Annotated in this window: 19 protein-coding genes and 1 riboswitch; of the genes, 6 read left to right on the top strand and 13 right to left on the bottom strand. The window is 65.0% G+C overall.

The genetic code is table 11. The annotated features are described in order from the left end of the window. Nucleotides 1-100: 100 nt before the first annotated feature. The 8 genes from parC to AC05QJ_RS03845 all read right to left on the bottom strand — a co-directional run bounded on the left by parC (nt 101) and on the right by AC05QJ_RS03845 (nt 8,477). Complete coding sequence (gene parC / locus AC05QJ_RS03880; protein ID WP_476745675.1) at nt 101-2,359, bottom strand: DNA topoisomerase IV subunit A; 2,259 nt, start codon at nt 2,357-2,359, stop codon at nt 101-103. 10 nt (nt 2,360-2,369) lie between these two features. Continuing rightward, nucleotides 2,370-2,888 (bottom strand): retropepsin-like aspartic protease family protein, encoded by a 519-nt coding sequence (locus tag AC05QJ_RS03875; RefSeq protein WP_476745674.1) that lies wholly within the window; start codon nt 2,886-2,888, stop codon nt 2,370-2,372. After that, entirely contained in the window at nt 2,885-3,871 is a 987-nt protein-coding gene (locus AC05QJ_RS03870; protein ID WP_476745673.1) for an esterase-like activity of phytase family protein, read from the bottom strand. Before AC05QJ_RS03870 ends, AC05QJ_RS03875 begins: the two co-directional genes overlap by 4 nt. After that, a complete protein-coding gene (gene parE, locus AC05QJ_RS03865) occupies nt 3,868-5,772 on the bottom strand; it encodes a DNA topoisomerase IV subunit B (protein ID WP_476745672.1) in 1,905 nt (634 codons plus the stop codon). The genes AC05QJ_RS03870 and parE overlap by 4 nt, the downstream gene beginning before the upstream one ends. A gap of 36 nt (nt 5,773-5,808) precedes the next feature. Next, a complete protein-coding gene (locus tag AC05QJ_RS03860) occupies nt 5,809-6,417 on the bottom strand; it encodes a YqiA/YcfP family alpha/beta fold hydrolase (protein ID WP_476745671.1) in 609 nt (202 codons plus the stop codon). Nucleotides 6,418-6,521: 104 nt separating this feature from the next. Continuing rightward, complete coding sequence (cpdA, locus tag AC05QJ_RS03855; protein WP_476745670.1) at nt 6,522-7,331, bottom strand: 3',5'-cyclic-AMP phosphodiesterase; 810 nt, start codon at nt 7,329-7,331, stop codon at nt 6,522-6,524. 85 nt (nt 7,332-7,416) lie between these two features. Further along, nucleotides 7,417-7,869, bottom strand: coding sequence for a DUF1249 domain-containing protein (locus tag AC05QJ_RS03850; protein ID WP_476745669.1), 453 nt, complete (start codon nt 7,867-7,869; stop codon nt 7,417-7,419). After that, nucleotides 7,860-8,477: an NUDIX domain-containing protein gene (locus tag AC05QJ_RS03845; protein WP_476745668.1), complete on the bottom strand. Its 618-nt coding sequence runs from the start codon at nt 8,475-8,477 to the stop codon at nt 7,860-7,862. The genes AC05QJ_RS03850 and AC05QJ_RS03845 overlap by 10 nt, the downstream gene beginning before the upstream one ends. A 186-nt stretch (nt 8,478-8,663) precedes the next feature. Here AC05QJ_RS03845 and AC05QJ_RS03840 point away from each other — a divergent pair, with 186 nt between their 5' ends. Next, nucleotides 8,664-9,410: an RsiV family protein gene (locus AC05QJ_RS03840; RefSeq protein ID WP_476745667.1), complete on the top strand. Its 747-nt coding sequence runs from the start codon at nt 8,664-8,666 to the stop codon at nt 9,408-9,410. Here the strand turns inward: AC05QJ_RS03840 and cytX are convergent. Together cytX and thiC are read right to left on the bottom strand one after the other, a co-directional pair. Beyond that, nucleotides 9,379-10,662, bottom strand: a complete 1,284-nt coding sequence (gene cytX / locus AC05QJ_RS03835; RefSeq protein WP_476745666.1) for a putative hydroxymethylpyrimidine transporter CytX — start codon at nt 10,660-10,662, stop codon at nt 9,379-9,381. The genes AC05QJ_RS03840 and cytX overlap by 32 nt on opposite strands. A gap of 126 nt (nt 10,663-10,788) precedes the next feature. Next, nucleotides 10,789-12,678: a phosphomethylpyrimidine synthase ThiC gene (gene thiC / locus AC05QJ_RS03830; RefSeq protein WP_476745665.1), complete on the bottom strand. Its 1,890-nt coding sequence runs from the start codon at nt 12,676-12,678 to the stop codon at nt 10,789-10,791. A 146-nt stretch (nt 12,679-12,824) separates the two neighbouring features. Beyond that, nucleotides 12,825-12,930: riboswitch (TPP riboswitch) on the bottom strand. A 143-nt stretch (nt 12,931-13,073) separates the two neighbouring features. Here thiC and AC05QJ_RS03825 point away from each other — a divergent pair. Then, the gene (locus tag AC05QJ_RS03825) at nt 13,074-14,507 is read left to right on the top strand and encodes a TolC family outer membrane protein (protein ID WP_476745664.1); all 1,434 of its coding nucleotides are present in this window, start codon (nt 13,074-13,076) and stop codon (nt 14,505-14,507) included. 81 nt (nt 14,508-14,588) lie between these two features. Here AC05QJ_RS03825 and waaA read toward each other — a convergent pair whose 3' ends face one another. Beyond that, nucleotides 14,589-15,863 (bottom strand): lipid IV(A) 3-deoxy-D-manno-octulosonic acid transferase, encoded by a 1,275-nt coding sequence (waaA, locus tag AC05QJ_RS03820; protein ID WP_476745663.1) that lies wholly within the window; start codon nt 15,861-15,863, stop codon nt 14,589-14,591. A gap of 93 nt (nt 15,864-15,956) precedes the next feature. Beyond that, nucleotides 15,957-16,847: a LysR family transcriptional regulator gene (locus AC05QJ_RS03815; protein ID WP_476747865.1), complete on the bottom strand. Its 891-nt coding sequence runs from the start codon at nt 16,845-16,847 to the stop codon at nt 15,957-15,959. 91 nt (nt 16,848-16,938) lie between these two features. Here AC05QJ_RS03815 and AC05QJ_RS03810 point away from each other — a divergent pair, with 91 nt between their 5' ends. The 4 genes from AC05QJ_RS03810 (at nt 16,939) to AC05QJ_RS03795 (ending at nt 20,317) form a co-directional block, all read left to right on the top strand. Next, nucleotides 16,939-17,271: a DMT family transporter gene (locus tag AC05QJ_RS03810; RefSeq protein ID WP_476745662.1), complete on the top strand. Its 333-nt coding sequence runs from the start codon at nt 16,939-16,941 to the stop codon at nt 17,269-17,271. A 69-nt stretch (nt 17,272-17,340) separates the two neighbouring features. Next, nucleotides 17,341-18,516 carry an NAD(P)/FAD-dependent oxidoreductase gene (locus AC05QJ_RS03805; protein WP_476745661.1) on the top strand — a complete coding sequence of 392 codons (1,176 nt, stop codon included), beginning with the start codon at nt 17,341-17,343 and terminating at the stop codon, nt 18,514-18,516. Continuing rightward, nucleotides 18,513-19,325: an aldo/keto reductase gene (locus tag AC05QJ_RS03800; protein WP_476745660.1), complete on the top strand. Its 813-nt coding sequence runs from the start codon at nt 18,513-18,515 to the stop codon at nt 19,323-19,325. The genes AC05QJ_RS03805 and AC05QJ_RS03800 overlap by 4 nt, the downstream gene beginning before the upstream one ends. A gap of 38 nt (nt 19,326-19,363) precedes the next feature. Continuing rightward, nucleotides 19,364-20,317, top strand: coding sequence for a metal ABC transporter ATPase (locus AC05QJ_RS03795; RefSeq protein ID WP_476745659.1), 954 nt, complete (start codon nt 19,364-19,366; stop codon nt 20,315-20,317). A 48-nt stretch (nt 20,318-20,365) separates the two neighbouring features. Here AC05QJ_RS03795 and hldE read toward each other — a convergent pair whose 3' ends face one another. Next, a complete protein-coding gene (gene hldE, locus AC05QJ_RS03790) occupies nt 20,366-21,787 on the bottom strand; it encodes a bifunctional D-glycero-beta-D-manno-heptose-7-phosphate kinase/D-glycero-beta-D-manno-heptose 1-phosphate adenylyltransferase HldE (RefSeq protein ID WP_476745658.1) in 1,422 nt (473 codons plus the stop codon). Between the last annotated feature and the right edge of the window lie 28 nt (nt 21,788-21,815).

The raw sequence follows: 21,815 nt of genomic DNA, 5'->3' as shown, positions 1-21,815 counted from the left end.
TGGCGCCACAGGGGGTCTATCATCCGCGAAATCGCGGTATGACTCCAGCCTTTACGGCCGAAGTTGGCAGGAAATCACCGACTTCATTCGTAGGAATTGTTTACTCAGGGCCGTCGACCAACAACGCATCGACTCGCTGGAAGCCCCGTGGCAACTTGTTGCCACGCCGCCCGCGCTCGCCTTTGTAGTGCTCCAGATCGTCACCCTTGAGCGATAGCGTACGCTTGCCGGCCTGCAATACAAGGGTCGCCCCGTCGGACAGCACGGCCATGTCGGTGACAAATTCTTCACGACTGGCCACTCGCTCACCCGGAACACCGATGATCTTGTTGCCCTTGCCCTTGCCCAATTGCGGCAAGTCGCTGATTTTGAACACCAGCAACCGACCCTCGGTGGTCACGGCCGCCAGCCAGTTCTGCTCGCGATCGGCCACCGGTCGCGGCGCCAGCACCTTGGCGCCGTTGGGCAGACTGAGCAATGCCTTGCCGGCCTTGTTCTTGGCCTGCAGGTCTTCGCCCTTGACCACGAAGCCATAGCCCGCATCGGAGGCGATCACGTACAGCGCGTCGTCATCCGGCAGCAGCACGCACTCGAAAGAGGCGCCCGGCGGCGGTGTCAGGCGACCGGTCAGCGGTTCGCCCTGCCCCCGCGCCGATGGCAAGGTATGGGCGGCCACCGAGTAACTGCGACCGGTGGAGTCGATGAACACGGCGAACTGGTTCGAGCGCCCGGCCGCCGCCACCTTGAAACCATCGCCTGCCTTGTAGGACAGGCCGGTGGCGTCGATGTCGTGGCCCTTGGCGCATCGCACCCAGCCCTTTTCTGACAACACCACGGTCACCGGCTCGGTCGGCATCAGCTCGTTTTCCGACAGGGCCTTGGCCTCGGCGCGGGCCACGATTGGCGACCGACGGTCGTCACCGTAGGTTTCCGCGTCCTTGATCAGCTCGCTGCGCACCAGCTTGCGCAGCTTGGCGTCGCTGCCCAGCAGGGCTTGCAGCTTGGCCTGCTCCTTGAGCAGTTCTTCCTGTTCACCGCGGATCTTCATCTCTTCCAGTCGCGCCAACTGACGCAGACGGGTTTCGAGGATGTAGTCGGCCTGGATCTCGGTGAGGTCGAAGCGGGCGATCAGCGCCTGTTTCGGCTGGTCTTCGGTGCGGATGATGTGGATCACTTCATCCAGATTGAGGAAGGCAACGAGCAAGCCGTCCAACAGGTGCAGGCGGCGCTCGACCTTGTCCAGGCGGAACTTCAGGCGGCGACGCACGGTGGCGATGCGGAACTCCAGCCACTCCAGCAACAGCGCCCGCAGGTTCTTCAGTTGCGGGCGCCCGTCCAGGCCAATGATGTTGACGTTGACCCGGTAGCTGGACTCCAGGTCGGTGGTGGCGAACAGATGCTGCATCAGTTCGTCGAGGTCGATACGGTTGGAGCGCGGGATGATGACGATCCGGCACGGGTTCTCGTGGTCGGACTCGTCTCGCAGGTCGGCCACCATCGGCAGCTTCTTGGCCTGCATCTGCGCCGCGATCTGCTCCAGCACCTTGGCGCCGGAGACCTGGTGCGGCAGCGCGGTGACGACGATGTCGCCATCTTCGACGCGGTACACCGCGCGCATGCGAATCGAACCACGACCGCTTTCGTAGATTTTCAGCAGTTCGGCACGCGGGGTGATGATTTCCGCTTCGGTCGGATAGTCAGGGCCCTGGATATGCTCGCAGAGCTGCTCGACCGTGGCCTTCGGCTCATCCAGCAGGCGCACGCAGGCGGCAGCGACTTCCCGCAGGTTGTGCGGAGGTACGTCGGTGGCCATGCCCACGGCGATACCGGTGGTGCCATTGAGGAGGATGTTCGGCAAACGTGCTGGCAACACCGCGGGTTCGTCGAGGGTACCGTCAAAATTCGGCACCCAGTCCGCGGTGCCCTGGCCCAGTTCGCTGAGCAGCACTTCGGAATAGCGCGACAGCCGCGCCTCGGTGTAACGCATGGCGGCGAAGGACTTCGGATCGTCCGGCGCACCCCAGTTGCCCTGGCCATCGACCAGGGTGTAGCGGTAGCTGAACGGTTGGGCCATCAACACCATGGCTTCGTAGCAGGCCGAGTCGCCATGGGGGTGGAACTTGCCGAGCACGTCACCGACGGTACGCGCCGATTTCTTGTGCTTGGAGTCGGCATCCAGGCCCAGTTCGCTCATGGCGTACACGATACGCCGCTGTACCGGCTTCAGGCCGTCGCCGATGTGCGGCAGTGCCCGGTCCATGATCACGTACATGGAGTAGTTGAGGTAGGCCTGTTCGGTGAAGTCAGCCAGTGACCGGCGCTCTACACCGTCGAGGCTGAGATCAAGGGAGTCGCTCATGCGGGCCTCATCAGTTCAAGGTCTGGCGCAGCAGCAAGGTGCCGCCGCGCTGGGTGAATTCAAGTCGTTTCAGGGCACTCATGCCCAGTAGCACCTGTTCGCCATCGAGCCCTGGCACCACCAGGGCGCGAACGTCGCGCAGGAGGATATCGCCCAATTGCAGGCTGTCCAGACGGGTCCGGTAGCCCTGGGTGCGGCCATTGGCGGTGCTCAGGGTCACCGGTGCGCCGCGCTCCAGTCCGAAGTCCCGGGCCAGGGATTCGGGAATCGCCACATCAGTGGCGCCAGTATCCAGCAGAAAATGAACGGCCTGACCGTTGATCAGGCCATCAGCGACGAAATGCCCCTGGCCGTTGCCAGCCAGACGTACCTCGACGTAACCGTCGCCGTGCTGCGACGTGATCTGGCTATTGGGATTCAGCTGTTTCTCCTCCCAGGCGCCGAAAAAGCGCGTGGCGAGAAACAGGCCGGCTGCCCAGGCCAGTACCATGAACACCCGTCCGATCCGTTGACCCGGCGTCTGGCTCATTTTTTCGCGCTCCAGCCGCCTTTCGGCGCCGCGAAGCGCCAGACGATCGGCCGGTCCTCGCCGTCGGCGCGGGTACCGCCGTTGTTGTCCAAGCCGATCCAGGCGCCGTCGGCATCGATCACCAGCGCTTCGGCAATGCCGTAGGGCTGCAGATAACGCCGTTCATCCGTCAAGGCATCGGCGGCAAACGACCAGCAGCGCTCCACCTGGCCGCTTTGCGCGTCACGGCGGCAAATGCGGTAGGCGTTGCGCTCCAGGGTGAACAGCTTGCCGTCGAACAGCGCCAGATCGGAAAAGTCCCGCGAAACTTCGCGGGCCTTGGGGAACTGTTCCGGCTGCATCTCGGTGCCGGCTTCGCTGAGCAGCACACAGGTATCGCCACAGGTCCAGGTGGTCTGCTGGCGGTTGATCAGCAGCAGACCGCGGCGCTCGCGCTCCGCCGCCAGCCACAGGCGATCGCCCGCCGGGCTTACCGCCAGGCCTTCGAACAGCGCATTGAAGTGCAGCAGCATGCCGCTGGCGCGGGCCTGGCGGATCATGCTCGGGTCGATGCGCAGCCAGGTTGGTGACCCGTCCTGAGGCACCTGAAGCACTGCGGCATGGGCCTCGCTGACGATGTAGTGATTGCCCGCCGCGTCACAGCTCAGCCCTTCGAAGTCGAGATCGCCACCGCGCACCAGCGAGGCGGCCCATTGCCGCGAGCGCAGGCCAAGGGGAAACCCGGCATCGGGCACCGGCGGCACCACCAGTTGCAGACCGTTGGCCTGCCAGACCTGAGCGCTGGTATCGAGCTTGTAGAGCAGGTCGTCGTCACGGTCGGAAATGGTCCACAGCGAACCACTGCACGATGCCAGCCCCGACAGGTTGCCGCCGCGCATGCCCTCGACCGGGTGCTCGGCGACCATCTTCAGCTCCGGCCATGGCTCGGCCACGGCCGGCAACACGGCCAGCGACAGGAGCGCCGCCAGCAGCACACGGATCAAGCCATGACCTCAGCCAGGTTGCCGTTGCTTTCCAGCCAGCTCTTGCGGTCGCCCGCGCGCTTCTTGGCCAGCAGCATGTCCATGATTTCGCGGGTCTGTTCGAAGTCGTCCAGGGTCAACTGGACCAGGCGCCGGGTGTTCGGGTCCATGGTGGTTTCGCGCAATTGCGGCGGGTTCATTTCGCCCAGGCCCTTGAATCGGGTGACCTGCGGCTTGCCACGTTTCTTCTCGGCCACCAGGCGGTCGAGAATGCCGTCGCGCTCGGCTTCGTCGAGGGCGTAGTAGATTTCCTTGCCCAGGTCGATGCGGTAGAGCGGCGGCATCGCCACATAGACGTGGCCGGCTTCCACCAGCGGGCGGAAGTGCTGAACGAACAGCGCGCACAGCAGCGTCGCGATGTGCAGGCCGTCGGAGTCGGCGTCGGCGAGAATGCAGATCTTGCCGTAGCGCAGCTGGCTCAGGTCCGTGGCGCCCGGATCGACACCGATGGCCACCGCGATGTTGTGCACTTCCTGGCTGGCGAGCACTTCGCCGCCATCGACTTCCCAGGTGTTGAGGATCTTGCCGCGCAGCGGCAGGATCGCCTGGAACTCCTTGTCCCGCGCCTGCTTGGCCGAACCACCTGCGGAGTCACCCTCCACCAGGAACAGCTCGGCACGCATCGGGTCCTGCCCGGCGCAGTCGGCCAGCTTGCCAGGCAATGCAGGCCCCTGGGTGACGCGCTTGCGCTCGACCTTCTTGCTCGCCTTGAGGCGGCGACCGGCGTTGCTGATGGCCAGTTCGGCCAGCTGCATACCCAGTTCAGGATGTTCGTTGAGCCACAGGCTGAAGGCGTCCTTGACCACTCCGGAGACAAACGCCGCCGCCTCGCGTGAAGACAGGCGCTCCTTGGTCTGGCCAGAGAACTGCGGCTCCTGCATCTTCATCGACAGGACGAAGGTGATGCGTTCCCAGACGTCTTCCGGCGCCAGCTTGACGCCGCGTGGCAGCAGGTTGCGGAATTCGCAGAACTCGCGCATGGCATCCAGCAGACCCTGGCGCAGACCATTGACGTGGGTACCGCCCTGGGCGGTGGGAATCAGGTTGACGTAGCTCTCCTGAACGCTGTCGCCGCCTTCGGGCAGCCACAACAGCGCCCAGTCCACGGCCTCCTTGTTGCCGGCCAGACTGCCGCAGAACGGCTCGTCGGGCAGGCGCAGGTAGTCACTGACCGAATCGACCAGGTAGGAGCGCAGGCCGTCTTCGTAGTGCCACTCGACCTTTTCGCCGGTGCCTTTGTCCTCGAAGCTGACCAGCAGGCCCGGGCAAAGCACGGCCTTGGCCTTGAGCACATGCTTGAGGCGGCTGATGGAGAATTTGGGGGAATCGAAATACTTCGGGTCCGGCGCGAAATACACGCTGGTGCCGGTGTTGCGCTTGCCGACACTGCCGATGACTTCCAGCTCGCTGGCCTTGAAGCCGTCGGCGAAGGTCATCTGGTACTCGTTGCCGTCGCGCTTGACCCGTACCCGGACCTGGGTGGACAGGGCGTTGACCACCGAAATACCCACACCGTGCAGGCCGCCGGAGAACTGGTAGTTCTTGTTGGAGAACTTGCCGCCGGCGTGCAGCTTGGTGAGGATCAGCTCGACCCCGGACACACCCTCTTCCGGGTGGATGTCCACCGGCATGCCGCGACCGTCGTCGCAGACCTCCAGGGAGTGGTCGGCATGAAGGATCACCTGTACCGAACGGGCGTGACCCGCCAGGGCTTCGTCGACGCTGTTGTCGATGACTTCCTGCGCCAGGTGGTTGGGGCGGCTGGTGTCGGTGTACATGCCCGGACGCTTGCGTACCGGGTCAAGGCCCGAGAGGACTTCGATGGCGTCTGCGTTATAGGCGCTAGCGCTGGGATTGGCCATGGGTTCTCGTCGTCATTCGTGGGTGAAAATAAGCAATCAAAATACAGAAAAATCCAGCGTCCGGTAGGCATCCGGATCAACACCGGCAAATGCCAGCATTGCCGGCAGGTGCAAGGCGAAGCCCTGGAAGCTGTGATCGCCACCGGCTTCGATACGCAGGGCGCAGGCCCGGTAGAAGCGCTCGGCGCGACGATAGTCCAGGGTTTCATCGCCGGTCTGCAGCCACACCTGATAGCGCTCCGGGTCGTTGGGGGCCGGCACTTCCAGCTCGGCCAGGGCCTGCACGTGGTCGTGGGTCAGTTCCCAGGTTTCGCCGGTGTAGTGGTTGGTCTGGGTGCCCAGGTAGCCGTCGAACAACTGGTGCGGGTTGACCGCCGGGTTGATCAGCAACGCCTTCAGCCCGTGGCGTTCGGCCAGATGGGTCGCATAGTAGCCGCCGAGGGAACTGCCGACCAGCAATGGCCGGCCGAGCTCGCTGATACCGGCTTCCAGCTGGGCGATGGCCTGCCGCGGATGATGATGCAGGGCCGGGACGCGCAATTGCCCGGACAGGCCCATCTGGTCCATGGCCGCCTGCAACTGGCTGGCCTTCATGGAGCTCGGCGCGCTGTTCAAACCGTGGATATAAAGGATCGAGCCCGACATTCCGCCCCCAGGATCAGGTGAACCGCCCGGCTGGCCAGGCGGAAAAACGCGCAGTTTAGCCTGTTAACCGGGAAATGATTCAGCTTTAGCGATTACGCGATGCTTCAATAGCCGTTTCCGTAGTCCACGGTGAAGGCGAAGTTCTCCAGGCGCGAAACACCGGTTTCCAGCCGGCCGTCGTCATGCAGCTCCAGCCAGCGGTAGCCGGGCGCGCGGTCATCGACCTTGAAATCGTCGCTGCCGGGCTGGAACTGAATGCAGGTCGAGGGCGATGCCAGCAGGCGCAGGTCGCCGCGTAGCTGGTCCCACTCCTGATGGATGTGCCCCCACAACAGCGCCCGAGCCTGTGGATAACGCTCCACCACCTTGAACAGCGCCTCGGGATTGCGCAGGCCGATGGGGGCCATCCAGGCACAGTCGATGGACACTGGCTGGTGATGGAAGCAGATCAGGCAATGACGCCCGTTAGCCGCCTCCAGCGCCTGCTGCAGCAGCGCCAACTGGTCGTCCTCCAGACGCCCGGGCACCGAACCGGGGATCGCCGAATTGAGCATGACCACCCGCCAGTTGCCGATGTCGGTGACAGGCTCGAGCAGATCGGTACCGGCCGCCACACGCTCCATGGGCAGCGGCTCGTCGTGGTTGCCAGCCAGCCAACGGGCCGGCGCAGCGATGGCCGCAGTCATCCGACGGAACTGGTGGTAGGACTCTTCGGTGCCGTCCTGGGACAGATCGCCGGTCGCCAGGACCAGATCCACCCGTTCCTGCTCGGCGAGCACCCGCTCGACCACTCGCTGCAGGCTGTCATGGGTATTCATGCCCAGCAGCGAGCCGTCGGCATCGGCAAACAGATGGCTGTCGGAAAGCTGGACCAGACGAACGGGGGCGCTGGCTGAGGAGGTCGCTTGCGGCAAGGGGCCGTCTCCTTGAAGGGAATCCGCAGGATTATGGTGGGGAAGAATCAGCGGATCAAACCGGCACCACGACCGCCGTCACATTTCAGCGAACCGCTTCCAGTTCATGCCCACAGGCCAGGCAATGGCTCAGCCATTCACCCAGGAACAGATTGAGCTGGGCCTTTTCGTCCGGCTGGTGCATGGCGGCGTTGGGATAGGGGTAGATACTGCGCAGGCGTCGGGCATGCTCGGCGCTGATCACCTCGGCCATGCGCGCGTCGTGATAGACCTGAACTTCCATCTGCGGCACCGGCAACCAGGGCAGGCTGTGTTCCTGGCGTACCCGCAGGGTAGTGGTATAGGGACAGGCCAGCACCACTTCCAGTGTCAGCACGCCGAGCATCTGGTCGCCCTGGGTCATGCCGATGCGTCGCGAGGTTTCGGCGGTGCGCATGTCCGGCAGCAGACGCATCAGCCGTGCATAGTTGGCCTCGCAGGCAGCCTGCAAGCCAACCAGATCGACCCGATAGCGTTCGCGTGCAAGATTCACGACCATAGCCCCCTGACTTCATCGCGGTTCAAGGCCAGCCACTGCAAGGCGATGATGGTCGCCGCATTGGCTATCTGCCCGTCGCGCACGGCCTGCAAGGCATCGTCGAATGCCCAGACCCGCACGCGGATGTCTTCGCCCTCTTCTTCCAGACCATGCAGCCCGCCAGCCCCCTCGCTGCTGCAGCGTCCCAGGTACAGGTGCACCCGTTCATCGCTGCCACCGGGAGACGGGAAGTAGCGGGTCATCGGCCACAGCGCGCTGAACGTGACTCCAGCTTCCTCCTGCGCCTCGCGGTGCGCAACCTCTTCCGGCTCTTCGTCCTTGTCGATCAGACCGGCGACCAGTTCGATCAGCCAGGGATTGTCGCTCTTGCCCAGGGCGCCCACGCGAAACTGCTCGATCAGCACCACTTCGTCGCGCCGAGGATCGTAGGGCAGCACGCATACGGCATCGTGACGGACGAACAATTCGCGGCTGATCTCACGGCCCATGCCACCGGCGAACAGCTCATGGCGCAGGTGCACCCGGTCGAGCCGGTAGAAGCCCTGGAAACAGTTCTCGCGCCGGACGATCTCGACGGCGGCTGGAACGGCTTTCGTATTGTCTGTCATGTGAATCCTCAATGCCTTACGTGCAACTTCGCGACATCCTACCCCGCGTACCCTCGGCTTTCACCCTCTTTAAAGTCAACCCGGAGGCTGCGAGGATAGGCACCGCTGGTCTGTTTCAGCTTAGTGGCGAACCGAAGGCAGTGCCTACGGTCCAAGGCCGATCACCGTTGTTCTACAAGGATCATCATGACACTTGTCAAACTGACCACCGTGGCTGTCCTGGCCCTGACCCTGGGGGCCTGCCAGAGCGTCTTCCAGCCCAACCTGCGCAAGCCGCTGGAGGTCAAGCGCGAAGCGTGGGAGCACGTCAAGCCCGGGTGCAGCGCCAGCGACTGCCCGCTGGTGAACATCGACACCCTGCACTTCCCCGCCCAGCCACAGCTCGACGGCATCGTCGAACGCGGCTTGCTGCAACTGACCCGCGACGGTGAAGGCTCACCGGTGGCGGGCTCGCTGAAGGCCTATGAAGAACAGTTCATGCGCAGCGCACAGCGCCGCAACAGCACCTATCTGCAGGCCAAGGTACGCGAACAGCATGACGGACTGGTGATCGTCGAGCTGTCCAGCTACCTCGATACCGGCGGCGCCCATGGCAACCCGGGACGGGCGTTCATCAACTGGTCGCGCCAGCAGGAGAAGGCCCTGACCCTGCAGGACATGCTGGTGCCAGGCCAGGAAGACACCTTCTGGAAAACGGTGGAAGAAGCCCACCGCGGCTGGCTGATCAGCAACAACCTGGACAAGGACGCCGAGTTCGTGAAGAACTGGCCGTTCCAGAAGACGCCCAACATCGCCCTGACCTACGGCGCGGTGCTGCTCAAGTACGACGTGTACGCCATCGCGCCTTATGCCATGGGCCACGTCGAACTGAAGATCCCCTACCCGCGCCTGAACGGCGTGATCAGGCCGGAACTGTTTCCCGGCCGCGGTTGAAGCCCAGCACGCCATACAGCAGCCCTGCCAGGATCAGCGCCGGCAGGGTTGCGCCGATGTCCGGCGCGTAGTTGGCCAGCAGGTGATAGGTCACCACACCGCCGGCCCAGGCCACCAGGGCACCGCCATGCAGTGAGTTGACCAGCATCGGCAGACGGCGGCGACGCAGGATGAAGTGATCCATCAGCACCACGCCGAACAGCGGTGCGAACACCGAGCCGATCAGCAGCAGGAAGTTCTGGTACTGCGCCAGCGGCGCGAAGCAGGCGATCAGGGTGCAGAGCACGCCGATGGCCAGGGCCAGTTGCTCGACCTTCAGGCGCAGCAACAGGCCGGTGGAAACCGCCGCCGAGTGAATGTCGGCAAAGGCGTTTTCCGACTCGTCCAGCAGAATCAGCAGCAGCGGGATGCCCAGACCGGCGCCGGCCAGCGCCAGCAGCAACGCATTGACTTCACCGCTCGGCGCGAACGCCAGGGTATAGGCCACGCCCAGGCTCATCAGCCAGAAATTACCGATGAAGAAGCCCAGCGCGGTGCCGCCGAACACGCGGCGAGCGCGCATGCCAAACCGCGAGTAGTCGGCGATCAGCGGCAACCACGACAGCGGCATGGCGATAGCGATGTCGAAGCCCACCGCCAGCGACATCGAGCCGTCGCCGGCACGCGCCCAGAGCGCAGCAAGGTCGGCCTTGGCGAACAGGTTCCAGGTCAGCCACAGGCAGGCGCCGAGCAGCAGCCAGATCCCCCATTTGCGCAGGATGCGGCGCACGAAGGTCAGCGGGCCACTTACCGCCAGCAATGTTGCCAGACCGCCGAAGAACAGGGTCCACAGCAGCGGGCTGTTCCACAGGCTGTCTTCGCCGAAGGATTGCGCGCCCAGCAGGCTGGCGGCATCGCGCATGACGATGATTTCGAACGAACCCCAGCCGATCAGTTGCAGCAGGTTCAGCACCGCCGGCAAGACCGCGCCGTGGCGCCCCAGGCTCAGGCGCAGGGCCGCCATGGCCGACAGGCCGGTATCGCTGCCGATCACCCCCACGGCCGCCAGCAGCAACACGCCCACCAGCGTGCCCAGGCCGATCGCCAGGATCGACCCGGCCAGCCCCAGGCCCGGCGCGAGCAAGGCGCCGGTCTGCAGCACCATCAGGCCGATGCCGAGGGAGAACCACAGGGAGAACAGGTCACGGGCGCCGAAGGTGCGCTGGTGGGTGGGGACGGGGGAGTCAGGAGAATAGTGGCTGGGTGTGGACACGACAGTGGTCTCGGCAGATTTTTATTGAACTCAAGGGCCTCATCGCTGGCAAGCCAGCTCCCACTGACGCCTCTGTGGGAGCTGGCTTGCCAGCGATCAGGGCCGCACTGGCGGCCCCGGCTCACCTCAGACTTTCTTGTACAACTGGCTGCCTTCCTGGCGGAACCGCTCGGCCTGCTCGCGCATGCCATCCTCGACCGCCACATCCACCACATCAATGCGCTGGTTGGCGGCGTACTCACGCACTTCCTGGGTGATCTTCATCGAGCAGAACTTCGGCCCGCACATGGAGCAGAAGTGCGCCACCTTGGCCGAATCCTTCGGCAGCGTCTCGTCGTGGAACGAGCGCGCGGTGTCCGGGTCCAGGCCCAGGTTGAACTGGTCTTCCCAGCGGAACTCGAAGCGCGCCTTGCTCAAGGCGTTGTCGCGGATCTGCGCGCCGGGGTGACCTTTGGCAAGGTCCGCGGCATGGGCAGCGATCTTGTAGGTGATGATGCCGGTCTTGACGTCATCCTTGTTCGGCAGCCCCAGGTGTTCCTTGGGCGTCACGTAGCAGAGCATGGCGCAACCGAACCAGCCGATCATCGCCGCACCGATGCCCGAAGTGATGTGGTCGTAGCCAGGCGCGATGTCGGTGGTCAGCGGGCCGAGGGTGTAGAACGGCGCTTCGTCGCAGCATTCCAGCTGCTTGTCCATGTTCTCCTTGATCAACTGCATCGGCACGTGGCCCGGGCCTTCGATCATGCACTGGACGTCGTGCTTCCAGGCGATCTTGGTCAGCTCGCCGAGGATTTCCAGCTCACCGAACTGCGCTTCGTCGTTGGCGTCGGCAATCGAGCCCGGACGCAGGCCGTCGCCCAGCGAGAAGCTGACGTCGTAGGCCTTCATGATTTCGCAGATTTCATCGAAGTGGGTGTAGAGGAAGTTCTCTTTGTGGTGCGCCAGGCACCACTTGGCCATGATCGAGCCGCCACGGCTGACGATGCCGGTGACGCGCTTGGCGGTCAGCGGTACATAGCGCAGCAGCACGCCAGCGTGGATGGTGAAGTAGTCCACGCCCTGCTCGGCCTGTTCGATCAGGGTGTCGCGGAACAGCTCCCAGGTCAGGTCCTCGGCCACGCCGTTGACCTTCTCTAGCGCCTGGTAGATCGGCACGGTACCGATCGGCACCGGCGAGTTGCGGATGATCCACTCGCGGGTTTCGTGGATGTGCTTGCCGGTGGACAGGTCCATGACGGTGTCCGAGCCCCAGCGGATGCCCCAGGTCAGCTTGGCCACTTCTTCTTCGATGGACGAACCCAGGGCGCTGTTGCCGATGTTGCCGTTGATCTTCACCAGGAAGTTGCGGCCGATGATCATCGGCTCCAGCTCCACATGGTTGATGTTGGCCGGGATGATCGCGCGGCCGCGGGCGATTTCCTCGCGGACGAACTCAGGGGTGATCTCTTTCGGAATGCTGGCGCCGAAGCTGTGGCCGGCGTGCTGCTGGTCCAGCAGGCCAGCGGCGCGGGCTTCCTGCAGCTTCATGTTTTCGCGCAGGGCGACGTATTCCATCTCGGCGGTGATGATGCCCTTGCGTGCATAGTGCATCTGGCTGACGTTGGCGCCGGCCTTGGCCCGGCGCGGGTTGCGCACGTGGGCGAAGCGCAGCTTGGTCAGTTCGGCATCGGCCAGGCGCTGCTGGCCGAAGTCGGACGACAGGCCATCCAGGCGCTCGGTGTCGCCACGGTCGTCGATCCAGGCCGAACGCACGTCGCCCAGGCCTTTGCGCACGTCGATGATGACGTTCGGGTCGGTGTACGGGCCGGAGGTGTCATAGACCAGCACCGGGGCGTTGGCTTCGCCGCCGAAGTCGGTCGGGGTGTCGTCGAGGCTGATTTCACGCATCGGCACGCGGATGTCATGGCGCGAACCTTCGACATAGACTTTGCGCGAGCGGGTGAAGGGTTGTACGGACTGCTGATCGACCTGCGCGGACTCGCTCAGGTTGGCGGGGTATTTTTCTTGTTTGGTCATCACAGGCTCTCCAGACGGGTTGGATGTCGGAGTGAACCTGATGAAGGCACGGACGCACCGCGGGCGGTGCTGTGCTGAATACGGGGGTGTCTGTTGCCATCGTGGCTGACTCGACATTCCCGGACCCGGCACAAGAGGGCTCGCGGGAAGCGAGCAATCTTGTTCCCTACGCAGGCGCTAACCTGATCAGGTTCAACGGGATCCGGAATTATCCGATCTCAGCCTCAACGCAAGGCACCCCGACAAGAACCCGGCCACTCTAGACCAGAGTGACGGCAAACGCCAACCTTCCAAGCACAAGCATGACAAATGGCGCAAATGTCAGATTGTTGCAAGATGCCTGCGCAACTACACTCGCAAGTTCAGAATTAGCCTCTTCGTTCAAGGATCGCCCTATGCTGCGCAAACTCTCACTGGCGCTTGCCGTGTCTTGTGCTTCCAACGGATTGGCCTGGGCAGCAGACGTGCCGATGTCCGCCAGGACCGATCTGGTCAGCGTCTACCAGGAAGCCGTGAACAACAACGCCGATCTGGCCGCCGCCCGTGCCGACTACGGCGCCCGCCGCGAAGTGGTGCCCCAGGCCCGCGCCGGCCTGCTGCCGAACCTGTCCGCCGGCGCCGACATGATGAACACCCGCACCCGCCTCGACGAGCCCTCGGTGACCTCCAACCGCAGCGGCAACTCGTGGCAGGCGACCCTGTCGCAACCGATCTTCCGTGCCGACCGCTGGTTCCAGTTGCAAGCCGCCGAAGCGGTGAACGAACAGGCTGCGCTGGAACTGTCGGCCACCGAACAGAACCTGATCCTGCAGAGTGCCGAGAACTACTTCGCGGTGCTGCGCGCCCAGGACAACCTGGCCTCGACCAAAGCCGAGGAAGCAGCGTTCAAGCGCCAGCTCGACCAGTCCAACGAGCGTTTCGACGTCGGCCTCTCGGACAAGACCGACGTGCTGCAATCCCAGGCCAGCTACGACACCGCCCGCGCCAACCGGCTCATTGCCGAGCGTCGCGTGCAGGATGCCTTCGAAGCCCTGGTGACCCTGACCAACCGCGACTACAACTCGCTGCAGGGCGTGGTCCATACGCTGCCCGTGCAGGTGCCGGTTCCCAATGACGCCAAGGCCTGGGTCGATACCGCCACGCGCCAGAACCTCAACCTGCAGGCGACCAACTTCGCGGTCAACGCCGCCGAGGAAACCCTGCGCCAGCGCAAGGCCGGCCACGCGCCGACCGTCGATGCGGTGGCCCGCTACCAGAAAGGCGACAACGACAGCCTGGGCTTCACCAACCCGAGCCCGACCGGCGTGCGCTACGGTGGCGACGTCGAACAGACCAGCATCGGCCTGCAACTGAACATTCCGCTGTACAGCGGTGGCCTCACCAGCTCGCAAGTGCGCGAGGCCTACCAGCGCCTGAGCCAGAGCGAGCAGCAGCGTGAGAGCCTGCGTCGCCAGGTGGTGGAAAACACCCGTAACCTGCACCGCGCGGTGAATACCGACGTGGAACAGGTCCAGGCGCGCAAGCAGTCGATCATCTCCAACCAGAGCGCGCTGGAAGCCACGGAAATCGGTTATCAGGTGGGGACGCGCAATATCGTCGACGTGCTCGATGCCCAGCGCCAGCTCTACACCTCGGTGCGCGACTACAACAACACCCGCTACGACTACATCCTCGACAACCTGCGGCTCAAGCAGGCGGCAGGGACGCTGAGCCCGCAGGACTTGCAGGATCTGGGACGCTGGCTGAAGCCGGACTACAACCCGGACCGCGACTTCCTGCCGCCAGACCTGGCGGCAGCGGCCAAGGCCAATTTCGAGGCCCGACCGTAAGGCCTCATCGCCGGCACGCCGGCTCCCTGTGGGAGCTGGCTTGCCGGCGATGGCGGTGGATCAGACAACACAACCTTACAGTCAGTCTCTGACCAGCGCCCCCAGCCCCTCCAGCAACCGCTGCAAGGCCCCTTGATTGGCCCGCATCACCGCCACACCGGCCTCGCCCATCCTGCGCGCATCGCGTGGCAACTCGATCAAGCGCCGCACCGCCATCGTCAGCCCTTCGGCATCATCGACTTCCTGCAAGGCTCCCGCCGCCTTCAACATCCCGCTGATTTCAAGGAAATTGAACACGTGTGGCCCCATGATCACCGGCAATGCCAGCGCCGCCGGTTCCAGGGGGTTATGCCCGCCACGAGGCACCAGGCTGCCGCCGACGAAAGCGATATCGGCCAGGGCATAGAGAAACAGCAGTTCCCCCATGGTGTCGCCAAGCAGGACGCGGGTCTGCGCCTCTACCACCGCGCCAGACGAGCGCCGCACCGTGGCGAATTGCTCGCGGCACAGCGCATGTACCGCATCGAACCGCTCCGGATGCCGGGGCACGAGAATCAGCAGCGCATCGCCATGCATCTCCAGCAACTGCTTGTGAGCCGCCAGGACCAGCGCATCTTCGCCATCATGGGTGCTGGCAGCGATCCACACCGGCCGCTGAGCCGCGCCCCACTGCTCGCGCAGGGCACGGGCCCGGGGCAGCAGTTGCTCGTCGATCTTCAGGTCGAACTTGATCGAGCCGGTCACCTCGACGCACTCGGGACGTGCGCCCAAATCGCGGAAGCGCTGCGCCTCGGCCTCGGTCTGCACCGCGATCAGGCTCATCTGCGCCAGCATCGGCCGGGTCAGGCCGGCGAAACGCGCGTAACCGCGGGCCGAACGCTCGGACAACCGGGCATTGGCCAGCGCCACCGGAATGCCGCGTTTGCTGCACTGATGGATATGGTTGGGCCACAGTTCGGTTTCCATGATCACCGCCAGCTTCGGCCGGGCCCAGTCGAGAAACCGCCCCGCCGCCCACGGCAGGTCGTAGGGCAGGTAGCAATGCTGGATGCGCGGCTCACCGGCGAACATCGCCTTGATCCGTTCCGAGCCCGTCGGGGTCATGCAGGTCACGGTGATCGGCAGCTGTGGATAACGCTCCAGCAGCGCCCGGATCATCGGCGCGGCGGCGATGCTCTCGCCCACCGACACCGCATGCACCCAGATACCGCCGGGCTGCAACGGCGGCAGCCCCAGGGCGAAGCGCTCGCCGATACGCTCGCGATAGGCCGGCGCCTTGCGCCCACGCAGGAACAGGCGCAGCGCAACCAGCGGCAGGCCCAGATGGAATAGCAGGGTATAGAGGGTTCTGTTCATGGCGCGGAAGTTTACAAGGAAGCTATCGGCAATGCCTCCCTGTTGCCCTTCAGGGCCTCATCGCTGGCCTTGCCAGCGATGAGGCCCGAAAGATCACCCCATGGCCCGCAGATGCACCGCAAACCGCTCCGCCAGCCACTGCGCCGCCGGCCCCAGCGGCTCGTCGCGGCGCCAGGCCAGCTCGACCACCAGCGCCGGCGGCCGCCATTCGCAGTCCAGCTCGACCATCTGCTGCTGATACGCCGGGTACTGCACCACATGCCGCGGCAACCAGGCCCAGCCCAGCCCGCGCATCAACAGTTCGGCCATGGCGTAGAAACTGTCTGCCCGCCACACCAGCGGACTGGCCGGCTCGCCCCCGGCATATCCGCTGTCGCGCGGATTGACCAGCAACTGCCGGTGCCGCGCCAGGTGCTCGCAGTTGACCTGCCCAACCGTGGCCAGTGGATGCCCCACCGGGCACACGGTGACCATCTCGATACTGCCCAGCGCCCGCCGCTCCAATGCATCCGGCACGCGTTCGTGGTGGAACATCAGGCCGAGGTCGGCGCGCCGCTCCACCAGTTGCCGTGCCACATCACCCTGGGCGCTGCTGGCAAGCTGGACCTCCAGCAACGGAAAACGCCGCGACAGCTCATCCAGGCTCTCGATCACCGGTGGATACGGCATGGCTTCATCCTGGGCCAGGCGCAGCCGCGGCTCCTGCCCGCGCATCAGCGCCGAAGCGCGACCCTCCAGGCGCTCGCACTGGCGCAGCAGCTCGCGGGCATCTTCCAGCAGCGCCGCACCGGCCTCGGTCAACTGCGGCTGACGTCCGCTGCTACGCTCGAACAGCGTCAGGCCCAGGTCGTCCTCGAGCAGGGCGATGGCATTGCTCACCGCCGACTGCGCGCGCCGCTGTGCCCGCGCCACGGCAGAAAAAGAGCGCTTGTCGGCGACCTCGACGAACAAGCGAACCTGTTCAAGATTCCACTGCGGCTGGATCATTCAACCTATCTCCATAACGGATAGGAAATGACTTTACCCCATCTGGGTAACGCCTAGAATGCCCAGCCAGAACAGAGGAGCACGAACCATGAATGCCTACGCCTATCTCGCCATTGCCATCTGCGCCGAAGTCATCGCCACTGCCTCGATGAAAGCCGTGAAAGGCTTGAGCACGCCGCTGCCGCTGGCGCTGATGATCTGCGGCTATGCGGTGGCCTTCTGGATGCTGACCCTGGTGGTGCGCAGTATTCCGGTGGGCATCGCCTACGCCATCTGGTCGGGGCTGGGCATCGTGCTGATCAGCATCGCCGCACTGGTGATCTACGGGCAGAAGCTCGACCTGCCGGCCATGTTCGGCATGGCGATGATCGTCGGCGGCGTGGTGGTGATCCAGCTGTTCTCGAAAACCGCCGGACATTGATGCCGGACCGGGTGACAGGCGCAACAGGCTGTATACTTGCCCGCCTGTCCAGCTTGTCGAGGTAACTGCATGTCTACGGTCATTTCCACCGACGTCCTGATCGTCGGCGCGGGGGTCGCGGGTCTCTGGCTCAACGCCCGCCTGCGGCGCCTGGGCTACTCGACGGTCCTGGTGGAAAACGCCAGTGTCGGTGGCGGGCAGACCCTCAAGTCCCAGGGCATCATCCACGGCGGCGCCAAGTACGCGCTGCACGGCGCCCTGACCGGCGCCTCCGAGGCGATCGCCGACATGCCGCGACGCTGGCGCGAAGCGCTGGCCGGCAACGGCGAGCTGGACCTCTCGAGTGTGCGGCTGCTCTCCGAGGCCCACTATCTCTGGTCGCCCGGCACCCTGGCCGGCAACCTCACCAGCTTCTTCGCCAGCAAGGCCGTGCGCGGCCGGGTGGATCAGGTCAAGGGCGAGCAATTGCCGCCGGCCCTGCAGGACCGCGCCTTCAAGGGCAAGGTCTACCGTCTGGCCGAGCTGGTGGTCGACGTCCCCAGCCTGCTCACCCGCCTGGCCGAACTGGCCGGCGACAGCCTCCTGGCCGGCGAACGCATCGAACCGCTGCGTGAAGCGGACGAACTGGTCGGGCTGCGGGTCGATGGCCGCGAGATCCGTGCCCAGCGCGTCATCCTCAGTGCCGGTGCCGGCACCGCCGATCTGCTCGCCGACCTCGGCCTGAGCCAGCCAGCCATGCAGCGCCGGCCGCTGCACATGGTCCTGGCCAAGGGCCCGAGCCTGAAGCCGCTGTACGCCCACTGCCTGGGTGGCGGCCCGAAGCCGCGCATCACCGTCACCACTCATCCGGCCGCCGATGGCCAGTGGGTCTGGTACCTCGGCGGCGATATCGCTGAAGCCGACGGTGTGGCCCGCGAGCCGGAAGCACAGATCGCCGCAGCGAAGAAAGAAGTCGCCAGCCTGCTGCCGTGGATCGACCTCAGCCAGGTCAGCTGGGCCACGCTGCGGGTGGACCGCGCCGAGCCGGCGCAATCCGGCCTGGTGCGCCCGGATAACGCCTTCCTCGCCGACCAGCAGCGCCTGCTGGTGGGCTGGCCAACCAAACTGGCACTGGCACCGGACTTCGCCGACCGCGTCCTGCAGGCACTGGAACGCGACGGCATCAAGCCGGGCAATCTCCCCGCTCTGCCCGAGCTGCCCAGGCCGCCACTGGCGCAACCGGTATGGGAGCAACTGCTGCCATGACCCTGCCAACCCTTCACGATTTCCACCGTCCATTGGGCAGCACCGGTCTGATGGTTTCCCCGCTCGGCCTGGGCACCGTCAAGCTCGGCCGCGATCAGGGGGTCAAATACCCGAGCGGCTTTACCATTCCCGACGATGATCAGGCCCGACTGCTGCTGGCCCAGGCCCGCGAGCTGGGCATCAACCTGATCGATACCGCACCGGCCTATGGCCGCAGCGAGGAGCGCCTCGGCCCGCTGTTGCGCGGCCAGCGTGACGAATGGGTGATCGTCAGCAAGGTTGGCGAGGAATTCGACGACGGCCAGTCCCGCTTTGACTTCAGCGCCGGCCACACCCGGATGTCGGTGGAACGCAGCCTGAAACGGCTGGAAACAGATTGCATCGACCTGGTGCTGGTGCATTCCGATGGCGACGACCTGCGCATTCTCGAAGCCGAGGCAGTCTACGAAACCCTGGCTGCACTCAAGCAGGAAGGCAAGATCCGCGGCTTCGGGTTCTCCGGCAAGACCGCCGCCGGCGGCCTGAAAGCCCTGGAACAGGGCGATTGCGCGATGGTCACCTACAATCTGAACGAGCAGGGCGAGCGCCCGGTGCTGGACTACGCCGCCGCCCACGGCAAGGCGATCCTGGTGAAGAAGGCCCTGGCCAGCGGCCATGTCTGCCTGAGCCCAGGCGTGGATCCGGTGCGGGCCAGCTTCGAGCTGCTGTTTAGCCACCCCGGGGTGAGCAGTGCTATTGTCGGCACCATCAATCCGGTGCACCTGGCCCACAACGTGGCCACCGTCGCCCAGGTACTACGCACGCGCTGAAGCGCTGAAAGCCGTCCCCAACGCAAGAAGGAGCCCAGATGGCGCGTACGCTGATCCGCAAGAATCCGAGCAACTTCAAGACCCTGCCCCTGCACGTCGAAGCCGGCCCCGATGGCCTGAACTACCAGAGCATCGGCCGGCCACTGAACTTCGCCCAGACCCTGCAGCGGCGCAAGGCCATCCAGGTCGCCGACAGCGAGCGCTTCGCCACCGAACTCGCCAACCTCGGCGTCTCGGTACGCCTGACCTTGCACTGGCAAGGGCGCGATTACTGGGTGCTGGTACGCCAACGCCGGCAGGACCGCGGCGATGTGGTGCTCAAGCTGATCTCAGGCTACGTCCCCGCCCAGGAAATCAACCTGCCCCTGCATACCGCGGTGCAGGAAGTCGCCGAGGAATGCCTGCTGGAAACGCCGGAAGGCTGGCTCGGCGGCCGCTTCAACGACACCTGGCTCCCGGCGCCCTATGCCGACGCCCTGCACTACCGCGAGGCCCTGCCCTTCGTCCTGACACCGGAGTCTGGCGCGGCGCGTCCGGTGCGCTGCGGCAACCTGCAACTGATCGAGCGCCCGCGGGCCTACGTGCACTTGCCTACGGCCTCGCTGCAACTGATCTACGACATGCGCCTGCAAGTGCCGAAAGAAGCCAAGTCGCTGAGCCTGTTCCACGTCGATGAACGCCTCGAAGGCGACCAGCTGGTGGCCCGCCTCGACCGCAACCGGCCCGACCTGTACCTCATGCCCCTCGAAGACGGGCACCCACAGGCCGAGCTGTACACCTTGAAGAAAGACCGGCTGGTAGCCGCCGGCACTCGCGGGCTTTATCTGGCCGAAAGCTTCGCCCGCCAGGACGGTTGGGTGGTACGGGATGAGCGGATTCGCTGGAAGGACTGGGTCAGGCAGCAAGGGCTGACACCGCCCAAGCCGGCCAGTGGCTTGCAGCGCCTGACCGGCAAGCTGCTGCGGATGGCTCGCGTCGGTCTGCACAAATGAAAACGGGGCGAACCGGTCAATTCCGGTTCGCCCCGTTGTGGTGTCGCGTCAGTTCTTGCGGATTTTCTCGACGATCGCCGTGGTCGAGCTGTTTTCCACCAGCCCCAGCACTTTCACCGTCCCGCCATACGCCTTGACGATATCGGCACCGACCACCTGGTCGATGCCATAGTCACCGCCCTTGACCAGCACATCCGGCTTGACCTGGGTCAGCAGGTTTTCCGGCGTGGCTTCGGGGAAGCTGATGACCCAGTCCACCGCGCCGAGGCCGGCCAGCACGGCCATGCGCCGGTCAACGCTGTTGATCGGACGGCCAGGCCCTTTCAGGCGGCTGACCGAGGCATCATCGTTGACCGCGACGATCAACCGGTCGCCCTGGGCGCGTGCCTGCTCCAGGTAGGTCACGTGGCCGGCGTGAAGAATGTCGAAACAACCGTTGGTGAAGACGATCTTCTCGTTGTGCGCGCGGGCATCGTCGATGGCCAGCAGCAACTGGTCGAGGCTCAATACGCCACGCTCGGAGCCCTCCTCGCGCTGGATCGCCCGGCGCAGCTCCGGCGCACTGATGGCCGCAGTACCCAGCTTGCCGACCACGATACCGGCGGCCAGGTTGGCGAGGCCGACGGCGTGGGGCAGGTCTTCGCCGGCGGCGATGGCGGCGGCCAGGGTGGAAATCACGGTGTCGCCGGCGCCGGTCACATCGAACACTTCACGGGCACGGGCCGGCAGGTGAAGGGCCGGGTGCTCGGGACGCAACAGGGTCATGCCATGCTCGCCGCGGGTCACCAGCAAGGCACCCAGTTCGAGATCGCGCATCAGCTCGCCGCCCTTGGCTACCAGCTCGGCCTCGTCGGCACAGCGACCAACGATGGTTTCGAACTCGCTGAGGTTCGGGGTGATCAGGCTGGCGCCACGGTAAATGGAAAAATCCTTGCCCTTGGGGTCGGCCAGTACCGGAATGCCGCGCTCGCGGGCGGCCTGGATCAGGCTCTGGTGGTTCTTCAGCGCGCCCTTGCCGTAGTCGGACAGTACCAGCACCTTGACGCCTTCCAGCAGCCCGTCGACTTCCGAGCCGAGGGACAGGGGGTCGGTGGCAAAGGGTTCTTCGAAGTCGATGCGCAGCAGTTGCTGGTGACGGCTCATGACCCGCAGCTTGACGATGGTCGGCTGGTGGGCGATGCGCTGGAACACCGAACGCACGCCGGCGGCCTGCAGGCTGTTGGCGAGGCTGTCGGCCGCTTCGTCCTGACCGGTGACCCCGACCAGGGCAGCCGGCGCGCCCAGCGCGGCAATGTTCAACGCGACGTTGGCCGCGCCACCCGGGCGGTCCTCGATCTGCTCGACCTTGACCACCGGCACCGGCGCTTCAGGCGAGATCCGGGAAGTACCGCCATGCCAGTAGCGGTCGAGCATGACATCGCCGACCACCAATACCGGGGCTTGATCGAAACGCGGCATGGACAACTTCATGGAGAACCCATCAGACAGAATGAACAGG

The sequence above is a fragment of the Pseudomonas sp. TUM25319 genome (genome assembly GCF_056388475.1).
The sequence above is the reverse complement of the archived record's forward strand: the minus strand, read 5'-3'. Positions and strand labels throughout refer to the sequence as shown.